The following is a 17,392-nucleotide window of genomic DNA, read 5'->3' on the forward strand; positions in this document are numbered from 1 at the left end:
GCCTATGTGTCGGGAATATCCACCTTCGCGTGAATGAGGGTTTCGCGGGAGACTACAACGATTCGCTCGTAGTCTGCGCGGGAAGCGTCGAAGGGTAGTTCGGCGTCTAGCTTCTCGGTGACATCTGTTCCGATCACAGCGAACGTACCGTCGGACAGTTCGAAAATGTCCGGGCAATTGGCACCAGAAGAACTTCCCCGCATGGTGGGGGGAGTGCCGATCCGACGGATGATGTGACTCACTGTTCTCGGTCTTCCTTTGGTCTCGAGGTGGGATGGCCTGCGCGCTGTTGCTGCGCGGCGCGATGCGGCCCTGTGGGGCCGCGACCTCGGTCCGGCGGCTGGAGCGACTTTCGGTGGGGATCGGCCCGATACGTGATTGCGCAGTAGTCAACCCTGTTGGCATCTGGGGAAACGCGCAGGTTTACTGGTTCGTTATCGCCCGACCGTGTGATTCGCTCGGCAGGGTGGCGCGGGTGAACAGGTTTGCGCCGGAGCGCGACAAGCGAAAGGCGCTACTCGCTGGGTGGTTCACCCACCACCCACCACTCGTCCGCGTCCGCCTCCTCGAGCTGTGTGAGCAGATCCTCGACCATGAGTCCGATTTGGGCTTCTTCTGATGTGCTGATCAGGGTTGCCCGATGAGGGCGTGTTGCATACCAGTACTCGCGAAAGATCGGGTTTTGGAGCCATCCGCGGGCAAAGCCGAAGAATTCCTCCCGGGTCATGTTGCCCATCCGGTAATAGCAGAGCGCGTTGGTGTATAAGGCGTTACTGAACAGGAACTGGCGCTGTTTCCTCGGGGACACGGTCCCGTCGTACGCGTCCAGGACCTCCGCCAGCTCGGGATCGTCCATGGCCTTGCTCAACAGTTCCCAGTGGAGTCGCTGCTGGTGCGCGAGATTGGCCTGTCGCTGGGTCTGGGCGGTCTGCTCCAGCAGTTCGATCCGCGCGTGCAGCGCGTCAAGCGTGGATCGCTGCGCGACGAGGGTGACGGCGGCCCCCGTCAGCAGGCCGACCGCTGCCGCGGCGGCGGAGCGCAACCCACGAACCTTGAATTTCAGTGTGGCCATGTCAACCCCCGAATCAGGCGACCGTCCGCCGGTCGTCGGTTGTGGGGCGACAGGGAGCGGACCGGAGAGCGGTGGGCGGCGCGCTTGCCGTCTCCCAGTGTTGCCGAGCGGCTCTGATCGGCGGGGAGGCGGAGAGGAGGCGCACGGAGGGATGTGCGGGTCTCATCCACCGGCGCCATGTCCAACGTGTGCCCCGCGAGCGCCGCTAACAATCGTTCACTTCGGGGCGATTCCCCCCACTCGTATGCTGGGTCGGCATTCATTCCCCGTGTGAGCGCCGGTCCCGTGAGCCGGTGTACGCACAGCTTCAGAGAGGGCGCGTGGTGAGTCGGTCGAGTACCCGCCAGATCCCGGTCGTCGTTCTCGCCGGCTTCCTGGGTTCCGGCAAGACCACACTGCTCAACCATCTCCTGCACCGCAGCGGTGGCAGTCGCATCGGAGCCGTCGTCAACGACTTCGGCGCGATCGAGATCGACGCGATGGCCGTGGCCGGAGCGCTCGGCGACTCCACCGTCTCGCTCGGCAACGGGTGTCTGTGCTGTGCGGTCGATGTCAGTGAACTTGATCAATATCTGGACCGGCTCGCTCAGCCCTCCGCCCGGATCGACGTCATCGTCATCGAGGCGAGCGGGCTCGCCGAGCCCCAGGAACTCGTACGCATGGTGCTCGCCAGCGAGCACCCCGGGATCGTGTACGGCGGGCTCGTCGAGGTTGTCGACGCCGCCGAGTTCGCCGGTACGCGCGAGAGGCATCCCGAGATCGACCGGCACCTCGCTCTCGCCGATCTCGTCGTCGTCAACAAGACCGACCGGGCCGAGGACGCCGGACGTGTACTGGGTGTCGTCCGGGAGCTCGCCGACCGTGCCGCGGTCGTCCCCGCCACCTACGGCCGGGTCGATCCGGAGTTCCTCTTCGACTGCAGGCCCAGCGAGGAGCGCATCGGACAGCTGTCCTTCGACGATCTCCACCGGCACGACGAGGGCGACGGAGGGGCGGACGGTCCGGGAGAGGGCGGTCATGAGGATCACGGCCACCTCGGTCATCTCCACTCCGCCTACGAATCCCTCTCCTTCAGCTCCGCAGTGCCTCTGGGGCCACGGCGGTTGATGGCTTTCCTCGACAGCCGGCCCGAGGGGCTCTACCGGATCAAGGGGTACGTCGACTTCGGCGTCCAGGACATCCGCAACCGGTACGCCGTGCATGCCGTCGGGCGGTTCCTGCGCTTCTATCCGGAGCCCTGGACCGACGCGGACGAGCGGCTCACCCAGCTCGTCCTCATCGGCTCCGGGATCGACACGGCGGCGCTGGCCAAGGAGCTGGAGGCATGCAAAGAGGACGCCCCGCATGCCGACGAACACAGCATGTGGGGCGTCCTCCGCTACGTACAGGAGCCCAGTCCGGAGGGCTGACCGCGCACTACACCGGGCCGGCCACCACCGACACCGGCTTGCCGAGAGAGATGCCCGAGCCGTCACGGCGCGGGTCGATCTCCGGCAGGTCGACGGGCATGCCGGTCTTCTGCGCCGCGCGTCCCGGCACCGGGCCGGCCCAGGCCAGCGACAGGCAGTCCTCGCCCTTCAGGAACCGCTGGCAGCGCACACCGCCGGTGGCACGGCCCTTGCGCGGATACTGGTCGAAGGGAGTCAGCTTCGCCGTGGTCTGGACGGAGTCGTCCAGCGTTCCGCGCGAACCCGCCACCGTGAAGACCACCGCGTCGACTGCCGGGTCGACCGCGGTGAACGAGATCACCTTCGCGCCGTCCGTCAGCTTGATGCCCGCCATGCCGCCCGCGGCACGGCCCTGTGGGCGTACCTGCGAGGCCTGGTAGCGCAGCAACTGGGCGTCGTCCGTGATGAAGACCAGGTCCTCCTCGCCGGTGCGCAGCTCGATGGCGCCGACGATCCGGTCGCCGTCCTTGAGGGTGATGACCTCCAACTCCTCCTTGTTCGAGGGGTAGTCGGGCACCACACGCTTGACGACACCCTGCTCCGTGCCGACCGCGAGGCCCGGCGACGCCTCGTCGAGCGTCGTCAGACAGATCACCGTCTCGCCCGGATCGAGGGAGGGCAGGAACTCCGTGATCGGAGCGCCCCCGGAGAGATTGGGCGCCGACGCCGTCTCGGGCAGCTGCGGCAGGTCGATCACGTTCAGGCGCAGAAGACGGCCCAGGGACGTGACCACGCCGACCTCGCCGCGTGCCGTCGCGGGCACCGCGGAGACGATCACGTCGTGCTTGGTGCGCTTGCCGTCCGGGTCCTCCCCGAAGGGGTCACCGGTCGCCGTACGCGCCAGCAGCCCCGTGGAGGACAGCAGGACGCGGCACGGGTCGTCGGCGACCTGGAGCGAGACGGTCGCGGCGGGAGTGCCCGCGGACTCCAGGAGAACCGTGCGCCGGTCGGTGCCGAACTTCTTGGCCACCGCGGCCAGTTCGCCGGAGACCAGTTTGCGCAGCTCCGAGTCCGAGTCCAGGATGCCGGTCAGTTCGTCGATCTCGCCGTTGAGGCGGTCGCGCTCCGACTCCAGCTCGATGCGGTCGAACCGGGTGAGCCGGCGCAGCGGCGTGTCCAGGATGTACTGCGTCTGGATCTCGGAGAGCGAGAAGTGCTCGATCAGGCGTTCCTTGGCCTGCGCCGAGTTGTCGCTGGAGCGGATGAGGCGGATGACCTCGTCGATGTCCAGGAGAGCGACGAGGAGGCCTTCGACCAGGTGCAGCCGGTCGCGCTTCTTGGTGCGGCGGAACTCGCTGCGGCGGCGTACGACCTCGAAGCGGTGGTCGAGATAGACCTCCAGCAGTTCCTTGAGGCCCAGGGTGAGCGGCTGACCGTCCACCAGTGCCACGTTGTTGATGCCGAAGGACTCCTCCATCGGCGTCAGCTTGTAGAGCTGCTCGAGGACCGCCTCCGGCACGAAGCCGTTCTTGATCTCGATGACCAGGCGCAGGCCGTGCGAGCGGTCGGTGAGGTCCTTGACATCGGCGATGCCCTGCAGCTTCTTCGAGCCGACCAGGTCCTTGATCTTGGAGATCACCTTCTCCGGACCGACGGTGAAGGGCAGCTCCGTGACGACGAGGCCCTTGCGGCGCGCCGTGACGTCCTCGACCGACACCGTGGCGCGGATCTTGAAGGTGCCGCGGCCCGACTCGTACGCGTCCCTGATCCCGGAGAGACCGACGATCCGGCCGCCGGTGGGCAGGTCGGGGCCCGGGACGTGCTTCATCAGCGTCTCGAGGTCGGCGCCCGGGTACCGGATGAGGTGCCGGGCGGCGGCGATGACCTCGCCGAGGTTGTGCGGCGGCATGTTCGTGGCCATGCCGACGGCGATACCCGACGCGCCGTTGACCAACAGATTCGGGAAGGCGGCCGGAAGGGCCACCGGCTCCCGCTCCTGGCCGTCGTAGTTGGGCGAGAAGTCGACGGTGTCCTCGTCGATCGACTCGGTCATCAACGACGTCGCGTCGGCCATCCGGGCCTCGGTGTAACGCATCGCGGCCGGCGGGTCGTCGTTGCCGAGCGAACCGAAGTTCCCGTGGCCGTCGACCAGGGGCAGACGCATGGAGAAGGGCTGCGCCAGACGCACCAGGGCGTCGTAGATCGACGCGTCGCCGTGCGGGTGGAGTTTACCCATGACCTCGCCGACGACACGGGCACACTTCACATAGCCGCGGTCGGGACGCAGGCCCATCTCGTTCATCTGGTAGACGATGCGACGGTGAACCGGCTTCAGGCCGTCGCGGGCGTCCGGCAGGGCTCGCGAGTAGATGACCGAGTACGCGTATTCGAGGAAGGAGCCCTGCATCTCGTCCACGACGTCGATGTCGAGGATCTTCTCCTCGTACGAGTCGTCGGGCGGCGGGGTCTTCGTGCTGCGGCGGGCCATCGCTGCTGCGGCTCCTTCACAGTCTCTGCCGGGGCATGAACGGGTTCTGACGCGCACCATTGTGGACCGCCCCACTGACAACGCCGACCGCGACCCGTCCGTAGCGCCCCCGCGGCGCGCTGCGCGGGCCTCGCGGGGACCGCTCCCGGACGGCCGTCCGGCCCGGTGCCAGACGGCCCCGAGCGCGTTCGCGGCGGTTCCCGGTGTGCTTCCCCCGGTGTGCGGCAACACGCACAAGTCTCGCTCTCGGCGTACGAGGTGCGGGAACTTCGCCAGCCGTCCGCGCGCTTGCATACAGTGGCAGGACCGACAGGAATGACGTAGTTCCGCGATCGAAGGGACGTACATGCCCATGGGTCACACGGCCACAGCTGAGGCAGGCTCCGGCGGCCTGACAGCGACCGAGCACCGCCTGGCCAACGGCCTGCGCGTGGTGCTCTCCGAGGACCATCTGACCCCGGTCGCCGCGGTGTGCCTCTGGTACGACGTCGGCTCGCGCCACGAGGTCAAGGGCCGGACCGGTCTCGCCCACCTCTTCGAGCACCTGATGTTCCAGGGCTCCAAGCAGGTCCACGGCAACGGTCACTTCGAACTCGTCCAGGGCGCCGGCGGCTCCCTCAACGGCACGACGAGTTTCGAGCGCACCAACTACTTCGAGACCATGCCCGCCCACCAGCTGGAGCTCGCCCTCTGGCTGGAGGCCGACCGCATGGGCTCGCTGCTCGCGGCACTGGACGACGAGTCCATGGAGAACCAGCGCGACGTCGTGAAGAACGAGCGCCGGCAGCGTTACGACAACGTGCCGTACGGCACCGCCTTCGAGAAGCTCACCGCGCTCTCGTACCCCGAGGGCCACCCGTACCACCACACCCCGATCGGGTCGATGACGGACCTGGACGCGGCCACCCTGGAGGACGCCCGCGCGTTCTTCCGCACCAACTACGCGCCCAACAACGCGGTCCTGTCGGTCGTCGGCGACATCGACCCGGAGCAGACGCTCGCCTGGGTCGAGAAGTACTTCGGCTCCATCCCCGGGCACGACGGCAAGCCCGCCCCGCGGGACGGCTCGCTTCCCGACATCATCGGCGAGCAGGTGCGCGAGGTCGTCGAGGAGGACGTACCGGCGCGCGCCCTGATGGCCGCCTACCGGCTCCCGGAGGACGGCACGCGCGCGTGCGACGCGGCCGACCTGGCGCTCACCGTCCTCGGCGGCGGCGAGTCCTCCCGGCTCTACAACCGGCTCGTACGCCGTGACCGCACCGCCGTCGCGGCCGGGTTCGGCCTGCTGCGGCTCGCCGGAGCGCCCTCCCTGGGGTGGCTGGACGTGAAGACGTCCGGCGACGTCGAGGTCCCGGTCATCGAGGCCGCCGTCGACGAGGAGCTCGCCCGGTTCGCCGAGGAGGGTCCCACGGCCGGTGAGATGGAGCGCGCCCAGGCCCAGTTGGAGCGCGAATGGCTCGACCGGCTCGGCACCGTGGCGGGCCGCGCCGACGAACTGTGCCGGTACGCCGTCCTGTTCGGCGACCCGCAGCTCGCCCTGACCGCCGTGCAGCGCGTTCTCGACGTCACGGCGGACGAGGTCCGGGAGGCCGCCAAGGCCCGCCTGCGCCCCGACAACCGCGCGGTGCTCGTCTACGAGCCGACCACCGCCGAAGCAGCCGACGCGGCTGACTCCGCCGACGAGACCGACGAGGAGGCGGCGAAGTGACCGAGCTCGCCACCATGGACTTCCACCCGCAGCCCCAGGCCGGCCAGCCGAAGCCGTGGGCGTTCCCCGCCCCCGAGCGGGGCACCCTGGACAACGGTCTGACCGTGCTGCGCTGTCATCGCCCCGGCCAGCAGGTCGTGGCCGTCGAGGTGAACCTCGACGCGCCGCTGGACGCCGAGCCGGCGGGCCTGGACGGCATCGCCACGATCATGGCGCGCGCCTTCTCCGAGGGAACCGACAAGCACTCGGCCGAGGACTTCGCCGCCGAACTGGAGCGCTGCGGCGCCACGCTCGACGCGCACGCCGACCACCCCGGTGTGCGCCTGTCCCTCGAAGTGCCCGTCTCGCGCCTGGCCAAGGCCCTCGGCCTGCTCGCCGACGCCCTGCGGGCCCCCGCGTTCGCGGACAGCGAGGTCGAGCGGCTGGTGACCAACCGGCTGGACGAGATCCCGCACGAGACGGCCAACCCCGCCCGCCGTGCCGCCAAGGAGCTCTCCAAGGAGCTGTTCCCGGCGAGCGTGCGCATGGCACGCCCGCGGCAGGGCACCGAGGAGACCGTCCAGAACATCGACGCGTCGGCCGTTCGCGCGTTCTACGAGAGGCACGTGCGCCCCGCCACGGCCACCGCCGTCGTCGTCGGCGACCTGACCGATGTCGATCTCGACGAACTGCTCGCCGACACGCTCGGCTCCTGGACCGGCTCGGCCGCCCAGCCGCGCCCCGTGCCGCCGGTGAGCGCCGACGACACCGGCCGTGTGATCATCGTCGACCGCCCCGGTGCCGTCCAGACGCAGCTGCTCATCGGCCGGGTCGGCGCCGACCGGCACGACCGCGTGTGGCCCGCGCAGGTCCTCGGCACCTACTGCCTCGGCGGCACCCTCACCTCGCGCCTGGACCGCGTCCTGCGCGAGGAGAAGGGCTACACCTACGGAGTGCGGGCGTTCGGACAGGTCCTGCGTTCCGCGCCGGACGGCACGGGTGCCGCGATGCTCGCCATCAGCGGCTCGGTCGACACCCCCAACACCGGTCCTGCGCTCGACGACCTGTGGACGGTGTTGCGCACCCTCGCGGCGGAGGGCCTGACCGACGCGGAGCGCGACGTCGCCGTGCAGAACCTGGTGGGCGTCGCGCCCCTCAAGTTCGAGACGGCCGCGGCGGTCGCGAGCACGCTCGCGGACCAGGTCGAGCAGCACCTGCCGGACGACTATCAGGCGACGCTCTACCGGCAACTGGCCGCCACCGGCACCGTGGAGGCCACCGCGGCGGCCGTGAGCGCCTTCCCGACGGACCGTCTGGTGACCGTCCTGGTGGGCGACGCGGCGCAGATCGCGGAGCCGGTCAGGGCCCTCGGAATCGGTGAAGTCACCGTGGTGGCAGCCGAGTAGAGCCCGTGCGACGCGTCAGGGCCCTGACGGCTGAAGAGCCGTCAGGGCCCTCCCTTTTCCGGAAGCCGCTCCCAAGATGTCCGTATTCGTATGACGGCCACCGTTCTGCCCTGTGGGATGCGTTACAAAAATCGTGATCCGTTTGTTGTTCGAAAGTTGCCCCGCTTAGCGTCAGTGCGGCTGTTCGTCACGCAGTGCGCCGCGCCCGCGGCACCGGACAGTCATCGCCGAGTCCCCCATGACGCGAGTCAGGGGAGCCGGGGACCCACACGTAGTCCCTGGGGTGAATCGGACGCCCTCTCCGGAGGGAGCCCGTAGGAGACCTTCCTGCTCCGAACCCGTCAGCTAACCCGGTAGGCGAGAGGGAAGGAAAGGATCAGCCCCTACATGGCGTTCACCTGTGGCACCGGCAAGCACCGTCGTACGAGCCGCGTGCACAGCACGACCACCACGACCGCCGTCGGGGTCGCGGCGCTCACCACCACCGGTGTCATCGGAACCCTGGCCGGCCCCGCGTTCGCCGCGGAAGCCTCCGTCGAGCAGACCGGGCTGACCCAGACCGTCACGCTCAACGACACGGTCGCCGACCAGATCGACGCCCAGGCCTTCGCGCAGCTGCGCGCCGCCGACGAGGCCGCCGCGCGCAAGCAGGCCGAGCAGACCGCGCGCAAGCAGGCCGCGGAGCAGGCCCAGAAGCTGCGCGAGACCAAGGAGCGCGCCGCCCGTGAGGCCGAGCGCAAGCGCCTGAACACGTTCGTCATGCCGATCACCGGTTCGTACGTCTCCACCGGCTACCAGGCCAGCAGCAGCCTCTGGTCCTCCGGCAGCCACACCGGCGTCGACTTCCACGCCGCGTCCGGCACCTCGGTCCACGCCGTCGGCTCCGGCACGGTGGTCACGGCCGGCTGGGGCGGCGCCTACGGCAATCAAGTCGTGATCAAGATGCACGACGGCACGTACACCATGTACGGCCACCTCTCGTCCATCGGTGTGTCCGTGGGGCAGACGGTCACTCCGGGGCAGCAGATCGCTCTGTCGGGGGACACGGGCAACACCACCGGTCCGCACCTTCACTTCGAGGCCCGTACGACCGCCGAGTACGGATCGGACATGGACCCGGTCGCGTACCTGCGCTCGCACGGCGTCAACGTCTGACGACCGCTTCGCGGCTTCTTCACCGCTTTCGATGCCCCGGCTCACCGAGCCGGGGCATCGTCGTTTCCGGATGCCGTCTGTCCAAAAAATATCCATGGATTCAGGCCTGCCATCGGAAATTCAGGCTTCCTGCAATAGAGTCACTGAACAAGCGTCAATCGACGGCGTTTCACGGGGATTAAAGCGGAGGTCGGTCATGCGTATTCCGGCGCACTCGGTGTGCACGGCGATCCGTGACGACATCGTCGCGGGTGTCTACGAGCGCGGCGGCCGCCTCACCGAGGAACTGCTCGCACGCCGGTACGGCGTCTCGCGCGTCCCCGTGCGCGAGGCCCTGCGCACGCTGGAGGCCGAGGGGTTCGTGGTCACCCGCCGGCACGCGGGCGCGTGTGTCGCGGAGCCCTCCGAGCTGGAGGCCGCGGACCTCCTGGAGATGCGCATGCTGCTGGAACCGCTGGGTGCCGCGAGAGCCGCGCAGCGGCGCACGGAGGCCCACCTGAAGGTGCTGCGAGGTCTGGTCAGGCTGGGGCAGGAGCGCTCAAGGCGAGGCCACAGCGAGGATCTGCGCTCGTTGGGCGGCTGGTTCCACGAGACGCTCGCGCAGGCGTCCGGCAGCCCCGCGCTCACCTCGACGCTCGCCCAGCTGCGTCACAAGATCGCCTGGATGTACTCGGTGGAGGCGCCGGCCGACCCCGCGGAGTCCTGGGCGGAGCACGGCGGCATCGTGGACGCGGTCGCCCGCGGGGACAGTGAGCGGGCCCGCGCGATCACGGCCCTGCACACCGAGCGCGCCACGGCCGCGCACCGGCTCCGATTTCCCGGCGGCGACCGGCCGGACCGTGTGAGAAGTTCGCAACATCCCGTAAACATGACGGGCCCGCGTCATTAACACGGGCGCCGTATACAAAGAGGGATATTCGGCAGGGGCTCATTTCTGATGCCCTTTTATGCGTGTGTCCGGAATTTCGGCGCACGCCATTCCCGTGGTCATGGTGCGAGGTCGTACATGGCATGTGGGGAATTCCGAGCGAGGGTACGGAAAAACAGCCGAGCCGCGCCACCCGGTGAAGGGGGGCGCGGCTCGGCCGCTCGTGTCCGGGTGCCTCGTGGGCGGCTCAGACGGTCTCGGGGAGCTCGTCGAGCCCCTCGGCGACCAGCTTCGCCAGACGGTCGAGAGCGGCATCCGCGCCCTCGGAGTCCGATGTGAGGACGATCTCCTCGCCGCCCTGGGCGCCCAGGCCGAGGACCGCGAGCATGGAGGCCGCGTTGACGGGGTCCCCGTCGGCCTTGGCGATCGTCAAGGGGATGCCGGAGGCCGTGGCGGCCCGGACGAAGATGGAGGCGGGGCGGGCGTGGAGGCCCTCGGTCCAGCCGACGTTGACGCGGCGCTCAGCCATGTGATGCTGCCCTTCGGGTGTTCAAGGTTGTCTAGACCATTCTTTCATATCGCGAGGCTTGCCCGGACGGTCCCGGATCTCGCCCGCCGCGGTGTCGGCCGAGGACCCGCTCCGACGCCCGTCACCCTCAGACTGCCTCGCGCCGTTGTCGTACGCGAGCCGTACTCTGGGGCCCATGCAGACCTCGGCGGATCGGCACGAGTACCCAGCCCACTGGGAGGCCGACGTGGTGCTGCGTGACGGCGGCACCGCACGCATCAGACCCATCACCGTCGACGACGCCGAACGTCTGGTCAGCTTCTACGAGCAGGTGTCGGACGAGTCGAAGTACTACCGCTTCTTCGCGCCCTATCCGCGGCTGTCCGCCAAGGACGTCCACCGCTTCACCCACCACGACTTCGTGGACCGCGTGGGCCTCGCGGCCACGGTGGGCGGCGAGTTCATCGCCACCGTGCGCTACGACCGGATCAACGCCGACGGCATGCCCGCCTCCGCGCCCGCCGACGAGGCCGAGGTCGCCTTCCTCGTGCAGGACGCCCACCAGGGCCGCGGTGTCGCCTCCGCGATGCTCGAGCACATCGCCGCAGTGGCCCGCGAGCGTGACATCCGCCGTTTCGCCGCCGAGGTGCTGCCCGCCAACAACAAGATGATCAAGGTGTTCACGGACGCCGGATACACCCAGAAGCGCAGCTTCGAGGACGGTGTCGTACGCCTGGAGTTCGACCTCGAACCCACCGACCGGTCCCTGGCCGTGCAGCGCGCGCGGGAACAGCGCGCCGAGGCCCGCTCCGTGCAGCGGCTGCTCGCCCCCGGCTCCGTCGCCGTCATCGGCGCCGGGCGCACACCGGGCGGGGTCGGCCGCAGCGTCCTCGACAACCTCCGGGAAGCAGGGTTCACCGGACGCCTGTACGCCGTGAACGCGGCCCTCCAGGAGAAGGAACTCGACGGAGTCCCGGCCCACCGCTCCATCAGGGACATCACCGAACCCGTCGACCTCGCCGTCGTCGCCGTGCCCGCCGAACACGTCCCCGAGGTCGTGACGGAATGCGGCGAACACGGCGTACAGGGACTGGTGGTGGTCTCCGCCGGCTACGCCGAGAGCGGCCCCGAGGGACGCGAGCGCCAGCGCGAACTCGTGCGGCACGCGCGCACGTACGGGATGCGCATCATCGGGCCCAACGCCTTCGGTGTCATCAACACATCGCCCGACGTGCGCCTGAACGCCTCGCTCGCCCCCCAGATGCCCCGCCCCGGACGCATCGGCCTGTTCGCGCAGTCCGGAGCCATCGGCATCGCCCTGCTGTCCCGGCTGCACCGGCGCGGCGGAGGTGTCACGGGTGTGACCGGCGTGTCGACCTTCGTCTCCTCCGGGAACCGCGCGGACGTCTCCGGCAACGACGTACTGCAGTACTGGTACGACGACCCGGACACCGACGTCGCCCTGATGTACCTCGAATCCATCGGCAACCCGCGCAAGTTCACCCGGCTCGCGCGGCGGACGGCGGCCGCGAAGCCGCTGGTCGTGGTCCAGGGGGCGCGGCACGGCGGCGCCGCTCCCCAGGGGCACGCCGTACGGGCCACACGACTCCCGCACGCCACTGTGTCCGCGCTGCTGCGCCAGGCCGGAGTGATCCGGGTGGACACGATCACCGAACTCGTCGACGCGGGCCTGCTGCTGGCCCGCCAGCCGCTTCCCCGGGGACCCCGCGTGGCGATCCTCGGGAACTCCGAGTCCCTGGGGCTGCTGACGTACGACGCGTGTCTCGCCGAGGGACTCAGGCCACTGCCGCCCCGGGACCTGACCACGGCGGCCTCGGCGGAGGACTTCCACCGGGCCCTGTCCCAGGCGCTCGCCGACGACGGCTGCGACGCCGTCGTCGTGACGGCCATACCGACGGTGGGGGAGACCTCGGCCGCCGACGCGGCACTCGCCGAGGCGCTCCGCTCCTCCGCCCTGGAGGCTCCGGCGAAACCCGTGCTCGTGGTGCACGTCGAACTGGGCGGACTCGCCGAAGCCCTGTCCGCCGCCGCGAGTACCGCCCCGCAGGCCCCCGCGACGGCACCCGGCGCGGCGCCCGGCGCCCGCTTCCACCCCTCGGACCGGTCGCCCGCCGCTGTCCGTGCCGAGCCCGCGCCGGACTCCCGGCTCATCCCCGCCTACCCCGCCGCCGAACGTGCCGTCCGCGCCCTCGCCGAGGCCGTCAAGTACGCCCAGTGGCGCACGGACGCCGGCGAGCCCGGCAAGGTGCCCGAGTACGAGGACATCGACGAGAAGGGCGCCGCCCGGCTGATCGACGACCTCCTCGCGCGCGGGGAAGGTCTGACCCTGGGAGGCGAGCAGACGGCGGTGCTGCTCGGGCTGTACGGCATCGACGTGCACAGTGCCCTGCCCGCCCCCACTCCGGACGACGCGGTGGCGGCCGCGCAGGCCATCGGATACCCCGTGGCCCTCAAGACCACCGCCCCGCACCTGCGGCACCGCGCGGACCTCGGCGGCGTACGCCTGGACGTGGCGGACGAGGAACAGCTGCGCCGGGCGTACGCGGAGCTGACCGAGCTGTTCGGGCCACCCACGGTGCTGCGCCCGGTCGTGCAGGCGATGGCACCGCGCGGTGTCGACACGGTCGTCCGCGCGGTGATCGACCCGGCGGCCGGGGCGGTCCTCTCCTTCGGGCTCTCCGGAGCCGCCTCCGAACTGCTCGGGGACACCTCCCACCGGCTGATCCCGGTCACCGACCGGGACGCGGCCTCGCTGGTCCGGTCGATCAGGACGGCACCGCTCCTGTTCGGCTGGCGGGGCTCCGCGCCGGTCGACACGGCGGCCCTCGAAGAGCTGATGCTGCGCATCTCCCGGCTGGTCGACGACCACCCGGAGGTCGTCGCGGTCTCGCTGGAGCCGGTGGTGGTCGCCCCGGCCGGCCTGAGCGTCCTCAGCGCCACGGTACGGCTGGCCCGCGCCCCGCTCCGGGACGACCTCGGCCCCCGGACACTGCCTGTCGTCTGAGCAGTCCGATCCGCCTGAGCCGTCCGGGCCGTGCGGGCCGTCCGAGGCGTGCGGGGCGCCGGAAGGGGGCGGCACTGTGACGGCGGGCACCCCGCCCGGACGCCTGCCGTGCCCGCGTCGCACCGGTCACCCTGCGCGATTCGGTCTGTTCCGTCCACGACAGACCCGAGCGAGCGGTGCCTCGCAGTCAGTGGGCCCCCGTAGGATGGACGGCATGGCCAAGACCAGTACGACGACCCAGGGGCTGCGAGCGGCGATCGAGCGCAGCGGCTACTACCCGGCCCTCGTGGCCGAGGCGGTGGAGGCCGCGATCGGCGGCGAGACCATCCGGTCGTACCTGGTCCACCAGGAGACGACGTTCGACGCGAACGAGGTACGGCGGCACGTGACCGTGCTGGTCCTCACCGGCAACCGTTTCATCGTGAGCCACACCGACGAGCAGAACGCGGACACCACGTCCCCGACGCCGTACGCCACGACCTCGACGGAATCGGTCAAGCTCGGCCGGATCTCCTCGGTCGTCGTCAGCCGCGTCGTCGCGAACCCGGAGTCGTACACGCCGGGCACGCTGCCCCGCGAAGTGGTCCTGACCATCGGCTGGGGCGCCGTCTCCCGCATCGACCTGGAGCCGGCCGCCTGCGGTGACCCCAACTGCGAGGCGGATCACGGCTACACCGGCAGCTCGACGGCGGACGACCTGAGCCTGCGGGTCAGCGAGGCGGGGGACGGTCCGGAGACCGTCCGTCAGGCCCTCGCCTTCGCGCAGTCCCTCTCCGAGGCGACCGCGGACGTCGCCCGCTGATGGCCCTGCCCACCTGGGACCACCCGGAACCGCTCGCCATCGACTCCGCGCCCGTCCCCGAGTACGGCGCCGGTTCGCTGGCCGATCTGCTGCCCACGCTCGCCGCCGGCATGTCCGTTCCCGGCGCGACCGCCGCCATACCCGAGCTGACCGCAGCCGACCGGAACTGCGTGTTCCTGATCGACGGTCTCGGCTGGGAGCAGCTCAAGGCTCACCCGGACGAGGCCCCCTTCATGACGTCGCTGCTGGCGTCCTCGCGCGGCGGTACGGGACGTCCGATCACCGCCGGATACCCGGCCACCACCGCGACCTCCCTCGCCTCCGTGGGCACCGGCCTGCCCCCGGGCGCCCACGGCCTGCCCGGCTACACCGCGCGCAACCCCGCCACCGGCGAGCTGATGAACCAGCTCCGCTGGAACCCGTGGACCGAGCCGCGCGCCTGGCAGCCCTACCCCACGATCTTCCAGCTGGCCGACGCGGCCGGTGTGCACACCGCCCAGGTCTCCTCGCCGACCTTCCAGAACACTCCGCTGACGAAGGTCGCGCTGAGCGGCGGGACGTTCCACGGCCGGCTGTCCGGCGAGGAGCGCATGGACTTCGCCGCCGAGCAACTGTCCGCCGGTGACCGCTCGTTGGTCTACACGTACTACGCGGAGGTGGACGGCAAGGGCCACCGCTTCGGCGTCGACTCCGACCCCTGGCGCGGCCAGCTCATGTACGTCGACCGGCTGGTCCAGCGCCTCGCGGAGCAGTTGCCGCCCCGCACGGCCCTGTATGTCACCGCCGACCACGGCATGATCGACATCCCGTTCGACGAACAGCACCGCATCGACTTCGACGAGGACTGGGAGCTGCGCGCCGGTGTCGCCCTGCTGGGCGGAGAGGGCCGTGCCCGTCACGTGTACGCGGTCCCGGGCGCCGAGGCGGACGTGCTGACCTGCTGGCGCGAAGTGCTGGGCGAGCAGTTCTGGGTCGCCTCCCGTGACGAGGCGATCGACGCGGGCTGGTTCGGCCCGCGGGTCGACGAGCGGGTCTACGCCCGGCTGGGTGACGTCATCGCCGCCGCCCGGGACGACGTCCTGATCATCGCGTCGGAACGGGAGCCGAAGGAGTCGGTGATGGTCGGCAACCACGGCTCGATGACCCCGGTCGAGCAGCTGGTGCCCCTCCTCCAAGTACGCTCCTGACGCCCTCCCCCTTCCCTGTTGCCGAAAGGTGCTCAACTCCCCATGCCCGAGCTGGTGTTCTTCTCCGGAACGATGGACTGCGGGAAGTCCACGCTGGCTCTCCAGATCGAGCACAACCGCTCGGCGCGGGGGCTGCAGGGCATGATCTTCACGCGTGACGACCGCGCGGGCGAGGGCAAGCTCTCCTCGCGCCTCGGCCTGGTCACCGACGCGGTCGAGGTGGGGGACGACCAGGACCTGTACGCCCATCTGGTGGACCACCTCTCGCAGGGCGGCCGGGCCGACTACGTGATCGCGGACGAGGCGCAGTTCCTCGCCCCCGCGCAGATCGACCAGCTGGCCCGTGTGGTGGACGACCTGGACGTCGACGTCTTCGCCTTCGGGATCACCACCGACTTCCGGTCCAAGCTCTTCCCCGGCTCCCAGCGCCTCGTCGAACTCGCCGACCGGGTCGAGGTGCTCCAGGTCGAGGCCCTGTGCTGGTGCGGCGCCCGCGCCACGCACAACGCCCGCACCGTGGGCGGTGAGATGGTCGTCGAGGGCGCCCAGGTGGTCGTCGGTGACGTCAACCAGCACGAGAGCATCGGCTACGAGGTCCTGTGCCGTCGGCACCACCGGCGCCGTATGACAGCCGCCACGGCCCGCGCCAGCGCCCTGTCCCCGGACGTCCTGCCGATCGCCCCGGTCTGAGGCCTGCCCCGGAACTCCGTCTCCGGAAAGCTGCCGTCCCCGGAAGGCTGCGGGGCCGGGAGAGTTGTCGGGTCAGGAGAGCTGTCGGGTCACGAGACGGCGTGGATCAGGGAGAAGACGGCGCCCTCCGGATCCGCAACTGTTGCCACGCGGCCGTACGGGGAGTCGTGGGCCGCCCGAAGGAGGCGTCCGCCGAGCTCCGTGACGAGGCGGACGGTGTCGTCCAGTTCGGCGGCCTCGAAGTACGTCAGCCAGTGCGGGCCCCGGTCGCGCGGCAGGGTGTTCCCGACGCCGTGGACGCCGGCCACCGGCCGTCCGTCGATGTGCAGGGTCACGTAGTCGAAGCCGGGCGAGACGGCCGGTTCCAGGTCGTAGCCGAAGACCGCCTGGTAGAACTTGACGACGCTCTCCGTGTCGCGCGTCACGAGCTCGTTCCACGCCGGGGTGCCCGGCACGCCGGTGAGCTCCGTGCCCAGGTGGGCCACCCTCTGCCAGATCCCGAAGACCGCGCCCGACGTATCGGAGGCGATCGCCAGGCGGCCGGCCTCGGCGGCGTCCAGCGGTCCCACGCCCACGGTTCCCCCGCTGTACCGCACCTTCTCGGCGGTCCGGTCCACGTCGGTCGACGCGAAGTAGGGCGTCCAGGCGATCGGCAGATGCCGGTCGGGCGGCAACTGGCCGATCCCGGCCACCTCGCGACCGTCGAGCAGCGCCCGGGCGTAGGGGCCGAGCTGCGGGGGGCCGGGCTGGAACTCCCAGCCGAACAGCGCTCCGTAGAACTCCTGGGTCGCGGCCGTGTCATGCGCCATCAGGCTCACCCAGCAGGGTGTCCCGTGCGTGTGCCGAGCGTGCGTGGTGCCGTTCGGGCCGGCCGATTCCCGTGCCTCGGTCATCGTCACTCTCTTCTCGGCCCCTCGCGGTGGCCGGTCACCTTCCGCCTGCGAACACGCGTACTCAGTCGCGTGCGTGCGCGCCCGTGCCGATGCTCGCACCACCGGTCATGCCGGAGGTCCCTCCCGCGCCGCGGTCGAGCGGTGGGGGAGCGGACGACGTCCGATCCGCCGCCTCTCGTCCGTCGCGGAGCGATTGCCGTGCGGTGCCCATCGGTTGTACAGC

General features: G+C 70.3%; 14 protein-coding genes and 1 riboswitch. Of the genes, 9 read left to right on the top strand and 5 right to left on the bottom strand.

What is annotated here, in order from left to right:
- Window positions 1-2: 2 nt before the first annotated feature.
- Together OG485_RS31325 and OG485_RS31330 are read right to left on the bottom strand one after the other, a co-directional pair.
- Window positions 3-203: a hypothetical protein gene (locus tag OG485_RS31325; RefSeq protein WP_328674736.1), complete on the bottom strand. Its 201-nt coding sequence runs from the start codon at window positions 201-203 to the stop codon at window positions 3-5.
- 311 nt (window positions 204-514) lie between these two features.
- The gene (locus OG485_RS31330; RefSeq protein ID WP_328671942.1) at window positions 515-1,072 is read right to left on the bottom strand and encodes a DUF6082 family protein; all 558 of its coding nucleotides are present in this window, start codon (window positions 1,070-1,072) and stop codon (window positions 515-517) included.
- Window positions 1,073-1,395: 323 nt separating this feature from the next.
- On the opposite strand from OG485_RS31330, the gene OG485_RS31335 reads away from it, so the two are divergent.
- The gene (locus OG485_RS31335; protein WP_328671943.1) at window positions 1,396-2,481 is read left to right on the top strand and encodes a CobW family GTP-binding protein; all 1,086 of its coding nucleotides are present in this window, start codon (window positions 1,396-1,398) and stop codon (window positions 2,479-2,481) included.
- 7 nt (window positions 2,482-2,488) lie between these two features.
- On the opposite strand, the gene OG485_RS31340 is transcribed toward OG485_RS31335, so the two are convergent.
- Complete coding sequence (locus tag OG485_RS31340; protein WP_328671944.1) at window positions 2,489-4,948, bottom strand: DNA gyrase/topoisomerase IV subunit A; 2,460 nt, start codon at window positions 4,946-4,948, stop codon at window positions 2,489-2,491.
- A gap of 346 nt (window positions 4,949-5,294) precedes the next feature.
- Between OG485_RS31340 and OG485_RS31345 the strand changes: the two genes are divergently transcribed.
- The 4 genes from OG485_RS31345 (at window position 5,295) to OG485_RS31360 (ending at window position 10,085) form a co-directional block, all read left to right on the top strand.
- Entirely contained in the window at window positions 5,295-6,656 is a 1,362-nt protein-coding gene (locus OG485_RS31345; RefSeq protein WP_328671945.1) for a M16 family metallopeptidase, read from the top strand.
- Window positions 6,653-8,041, top strand: coding sequence for a M16 family metallopeptidase (locus OG485_RS31350; protein ID WP_328671946.1), 1,389 nt, complete (start codon window positions 6,653-6,655; stop codon window positions 8,039-8,041). The genes OG485_RS31345 and OG485_RS31350 overlap by 4 nt, the downstream gene beginning before the upstream one ends.
- Before the next feature lie 215 nt (window positions 8,042-8,256).
- Window positions 8,257-8,416, top strand: a riboswitch (cyclic di-AMP (ydaO/yuaA leader).
- Between the two features lie 12 nt (window positions 8,417-8,428).
- Window positions 8,429-9,196, top strand: a complete 768-nt coding sequence (locus tag OG485_RS31355; RefSeq protein ID WP_328671947.1) for a M23 family metallopeptidase — start codon at window positions 8,429-8,431, stop codon at window positions 9,194-9,196.
- 196 nt (window positions 9,197-9,392) lie between these two features.
- Window positions 9,393-10,085: a GntR family transcriptional regulator gene (locus tag OG485_RS31360; protein ID WP_326785057.1), complete on the top strand. Its 693-nt coding sequence runs from the start codon at window positions 9,393-9,395 to the stop codon at window positions 10,083-10,085.
- 226 nt (window positions 10,086-10,311) lie between these two features.
- Here OG485_RS31360 and OG485_RS31365 read toward each other — a convergent pair whose 3' ends face one another.
- Window positions 10,312-10,593 carry an HPr family phosphocarrier protein gene (locus OG485_RS31365; RefSeq protein WP_328671948.1) on the bottom strand — a complete coding sequence of 94 codons (282 nt, stop codon included), beginning with the start codon at window positions 10,591-10,593 and terminating at the stop codon, window positions 10,312-10,314.
- Between the two features lie 175 nt (window positions 10,594-10,768).
- Between OG485_RS31365 and OG485_RS31370 the strand changes: the two genes are divergently transcribed.
- The 4 genes from OG485_RS31370 to OG485_RS31385 all read left to right on the top strand — a co-directional run bounded on the left by OG485_RS31370 (window position 10,769) and on the right by OG485_RS31385 (window position 16,276).
- The gene (locus OG485_RS31370; RefSeq protein WP_328671949.1) at window positions 10,769-13,597 is read left to right on the top strand and encodes a bifunctional acetate--CoA ligase family protein/GNAT family N-acetyltransferase; all 2,829 of its coding nucleotides are present in this window, start codon (window positions 10,769-10,771) and stop codon (window positions 13,595-13,597) included.
- A gap of 214 nt (window positions 13,598-13,811) precedes the next feature.
- Entirely contained in the window at window positions 13,812-14,399 is a 588-nt protein-coding gene (locus OG485_RS31375; RefSeq protein WP_261707673.1) for a DUF5998 family protein, read from the top strand.
- Complete coding sequence (locus tag OG485_RS31380; RefSeq protein ID WP_328671950.1) at window positions 14,399-15,586, top strand: alkaline phosphatase family protein; 1,188 nt, start codon at window positions 14,399-14,401, stop codon at window positions 15,584-15,586. Before OG485_RS31375 ends, OG485_RS31380 begins: the two co-directional genes overlap by 1 nt.
- 42 nt (window positions 15,587-15,628) lie before the next feature.
- Window positions 15,629-16,276, top strand: a complete 648-nt coding sequence (locus tag OG485_RS31385; protein ID WP_326785053.1) for a thymidine kinase — start codon at window positions 15,629-15,631, stop codon at window positions 16,274-16,276.
- Window positions 16,277-16,365: 89 nt separating this feature from the next.
- On the opposite strand, the gene OG485_RS31390 is transcribed toward OG485_RS31385, so the two are convergent.
- Complete coding sequence (locus tag OG485_RS31390) at window positions 16,366-17,169, bottom strand: VOC family protein (RefSeq protein WP_328671951.1); 804 nt, start codon at window positions 17,167-17,169, stop codon at window positions 16,366-16,368.
- Window positions 17,170-17,392: the final 223 nt, after the last annotated feature.

Origin of the sequence: Streptomyces sp. NBC_00328 (assembly GCF_036139655.1) — a bacterium.
In the GTDB taxonomy this organism is placed as follows: Bacteria; Actinomycetota; Actinomycetes; order Streptomycetales; family Streptomycetaceae; genus Streptomyces.

Excerpts from the sequence above, each read along its gene's own strand:
- OG485_RS31325 (WP_328674736.1), bottom strand. The coding sequence starts at position 203 with ATGCGGGGAAGTTCTTCTGGTGCCAATTGCCCGGACATTTTCGAACTG.
- OG485_RS31330 (WP_328671942.1), bottom strand. The coding sequence starts at position 1,072 with ATGGCCACACTGAAATTCAAGGTTCGTGGGTTGCGCTCCGCCGCCGCG.
- OG485_RS31340 (WP_328671944.1), bottom strand. The coding sequence starts at position 4,948 with ATGGCCCGCCGCAGCACGAAGACCCCGCCGCCCGACGACTCGTACGAG.
- OG485_RS31345 (WP_328671945.1), top strand. The coding sequence starts at position 5,295 with ATGCCCATGGGTCACACGGCCACAGCTGAGGCAGGCTCCGGCGGCCTG.
- OG485_RS31355 (WP_328671947.1), top strand. The coding sequence starts at position 8,429 with ATGGCGTTCACCTGTGGCACCGGCAAGCACCGTCGTACGAGCCGCGTG.
- OG485_RS31360 (WP_326785057.1), top strand. The coding sequence starts at position 9,393 with ATGCGTATTCCGGCGCACTCGGTGTGCACGGCGATCCGTGACGACATC.
- OG485_RS31365 (WP_328671948.1), bottom strand. The coding sequence starts at position 10,593 with ATGGCTGAGCGCCGCGTCAACGTCGGCTGGACCGAGGGCCTCCACGCC.
- OG485_RS31370 (WP_328671949.1), top strand. The coding sequence starts at position 10,769 with ATGCAGACCTCGGCGGATCGGCACGAGTACCCAGCCCACTGGGAGGCC.
- OG485_RS31375 (WP_261707673.1), top strand. The coding sequence starts at position 13,812 with ATGGCCAAGACCAGTACGACGACCCAGGGGCTGCGAGCGGCGATCGAG.
- OG485_RS31380 (WP_328671950.1), top strand. The coding sequence starts at position 14,399 with ATGGCCCTGCCCACCTGGGACCACCCGGAACCGCTCGCCATCGACTCC.
- OG485_RS31385 (WP_326785053.1), top strand. The coding sequence starts at position 15,629 with ATGCCCGAGCTGGTGTTCTTCTCCGGAACGATGGACTGCGGGAAGTCC.
- OG485_RS31390 (WP_328671951.1), bottom strand. The coding sequence starts at position 17,169 with ATGACCGAGGCACGGGAATCGGCCGGCCCGAACGGCACCACGCACGCT.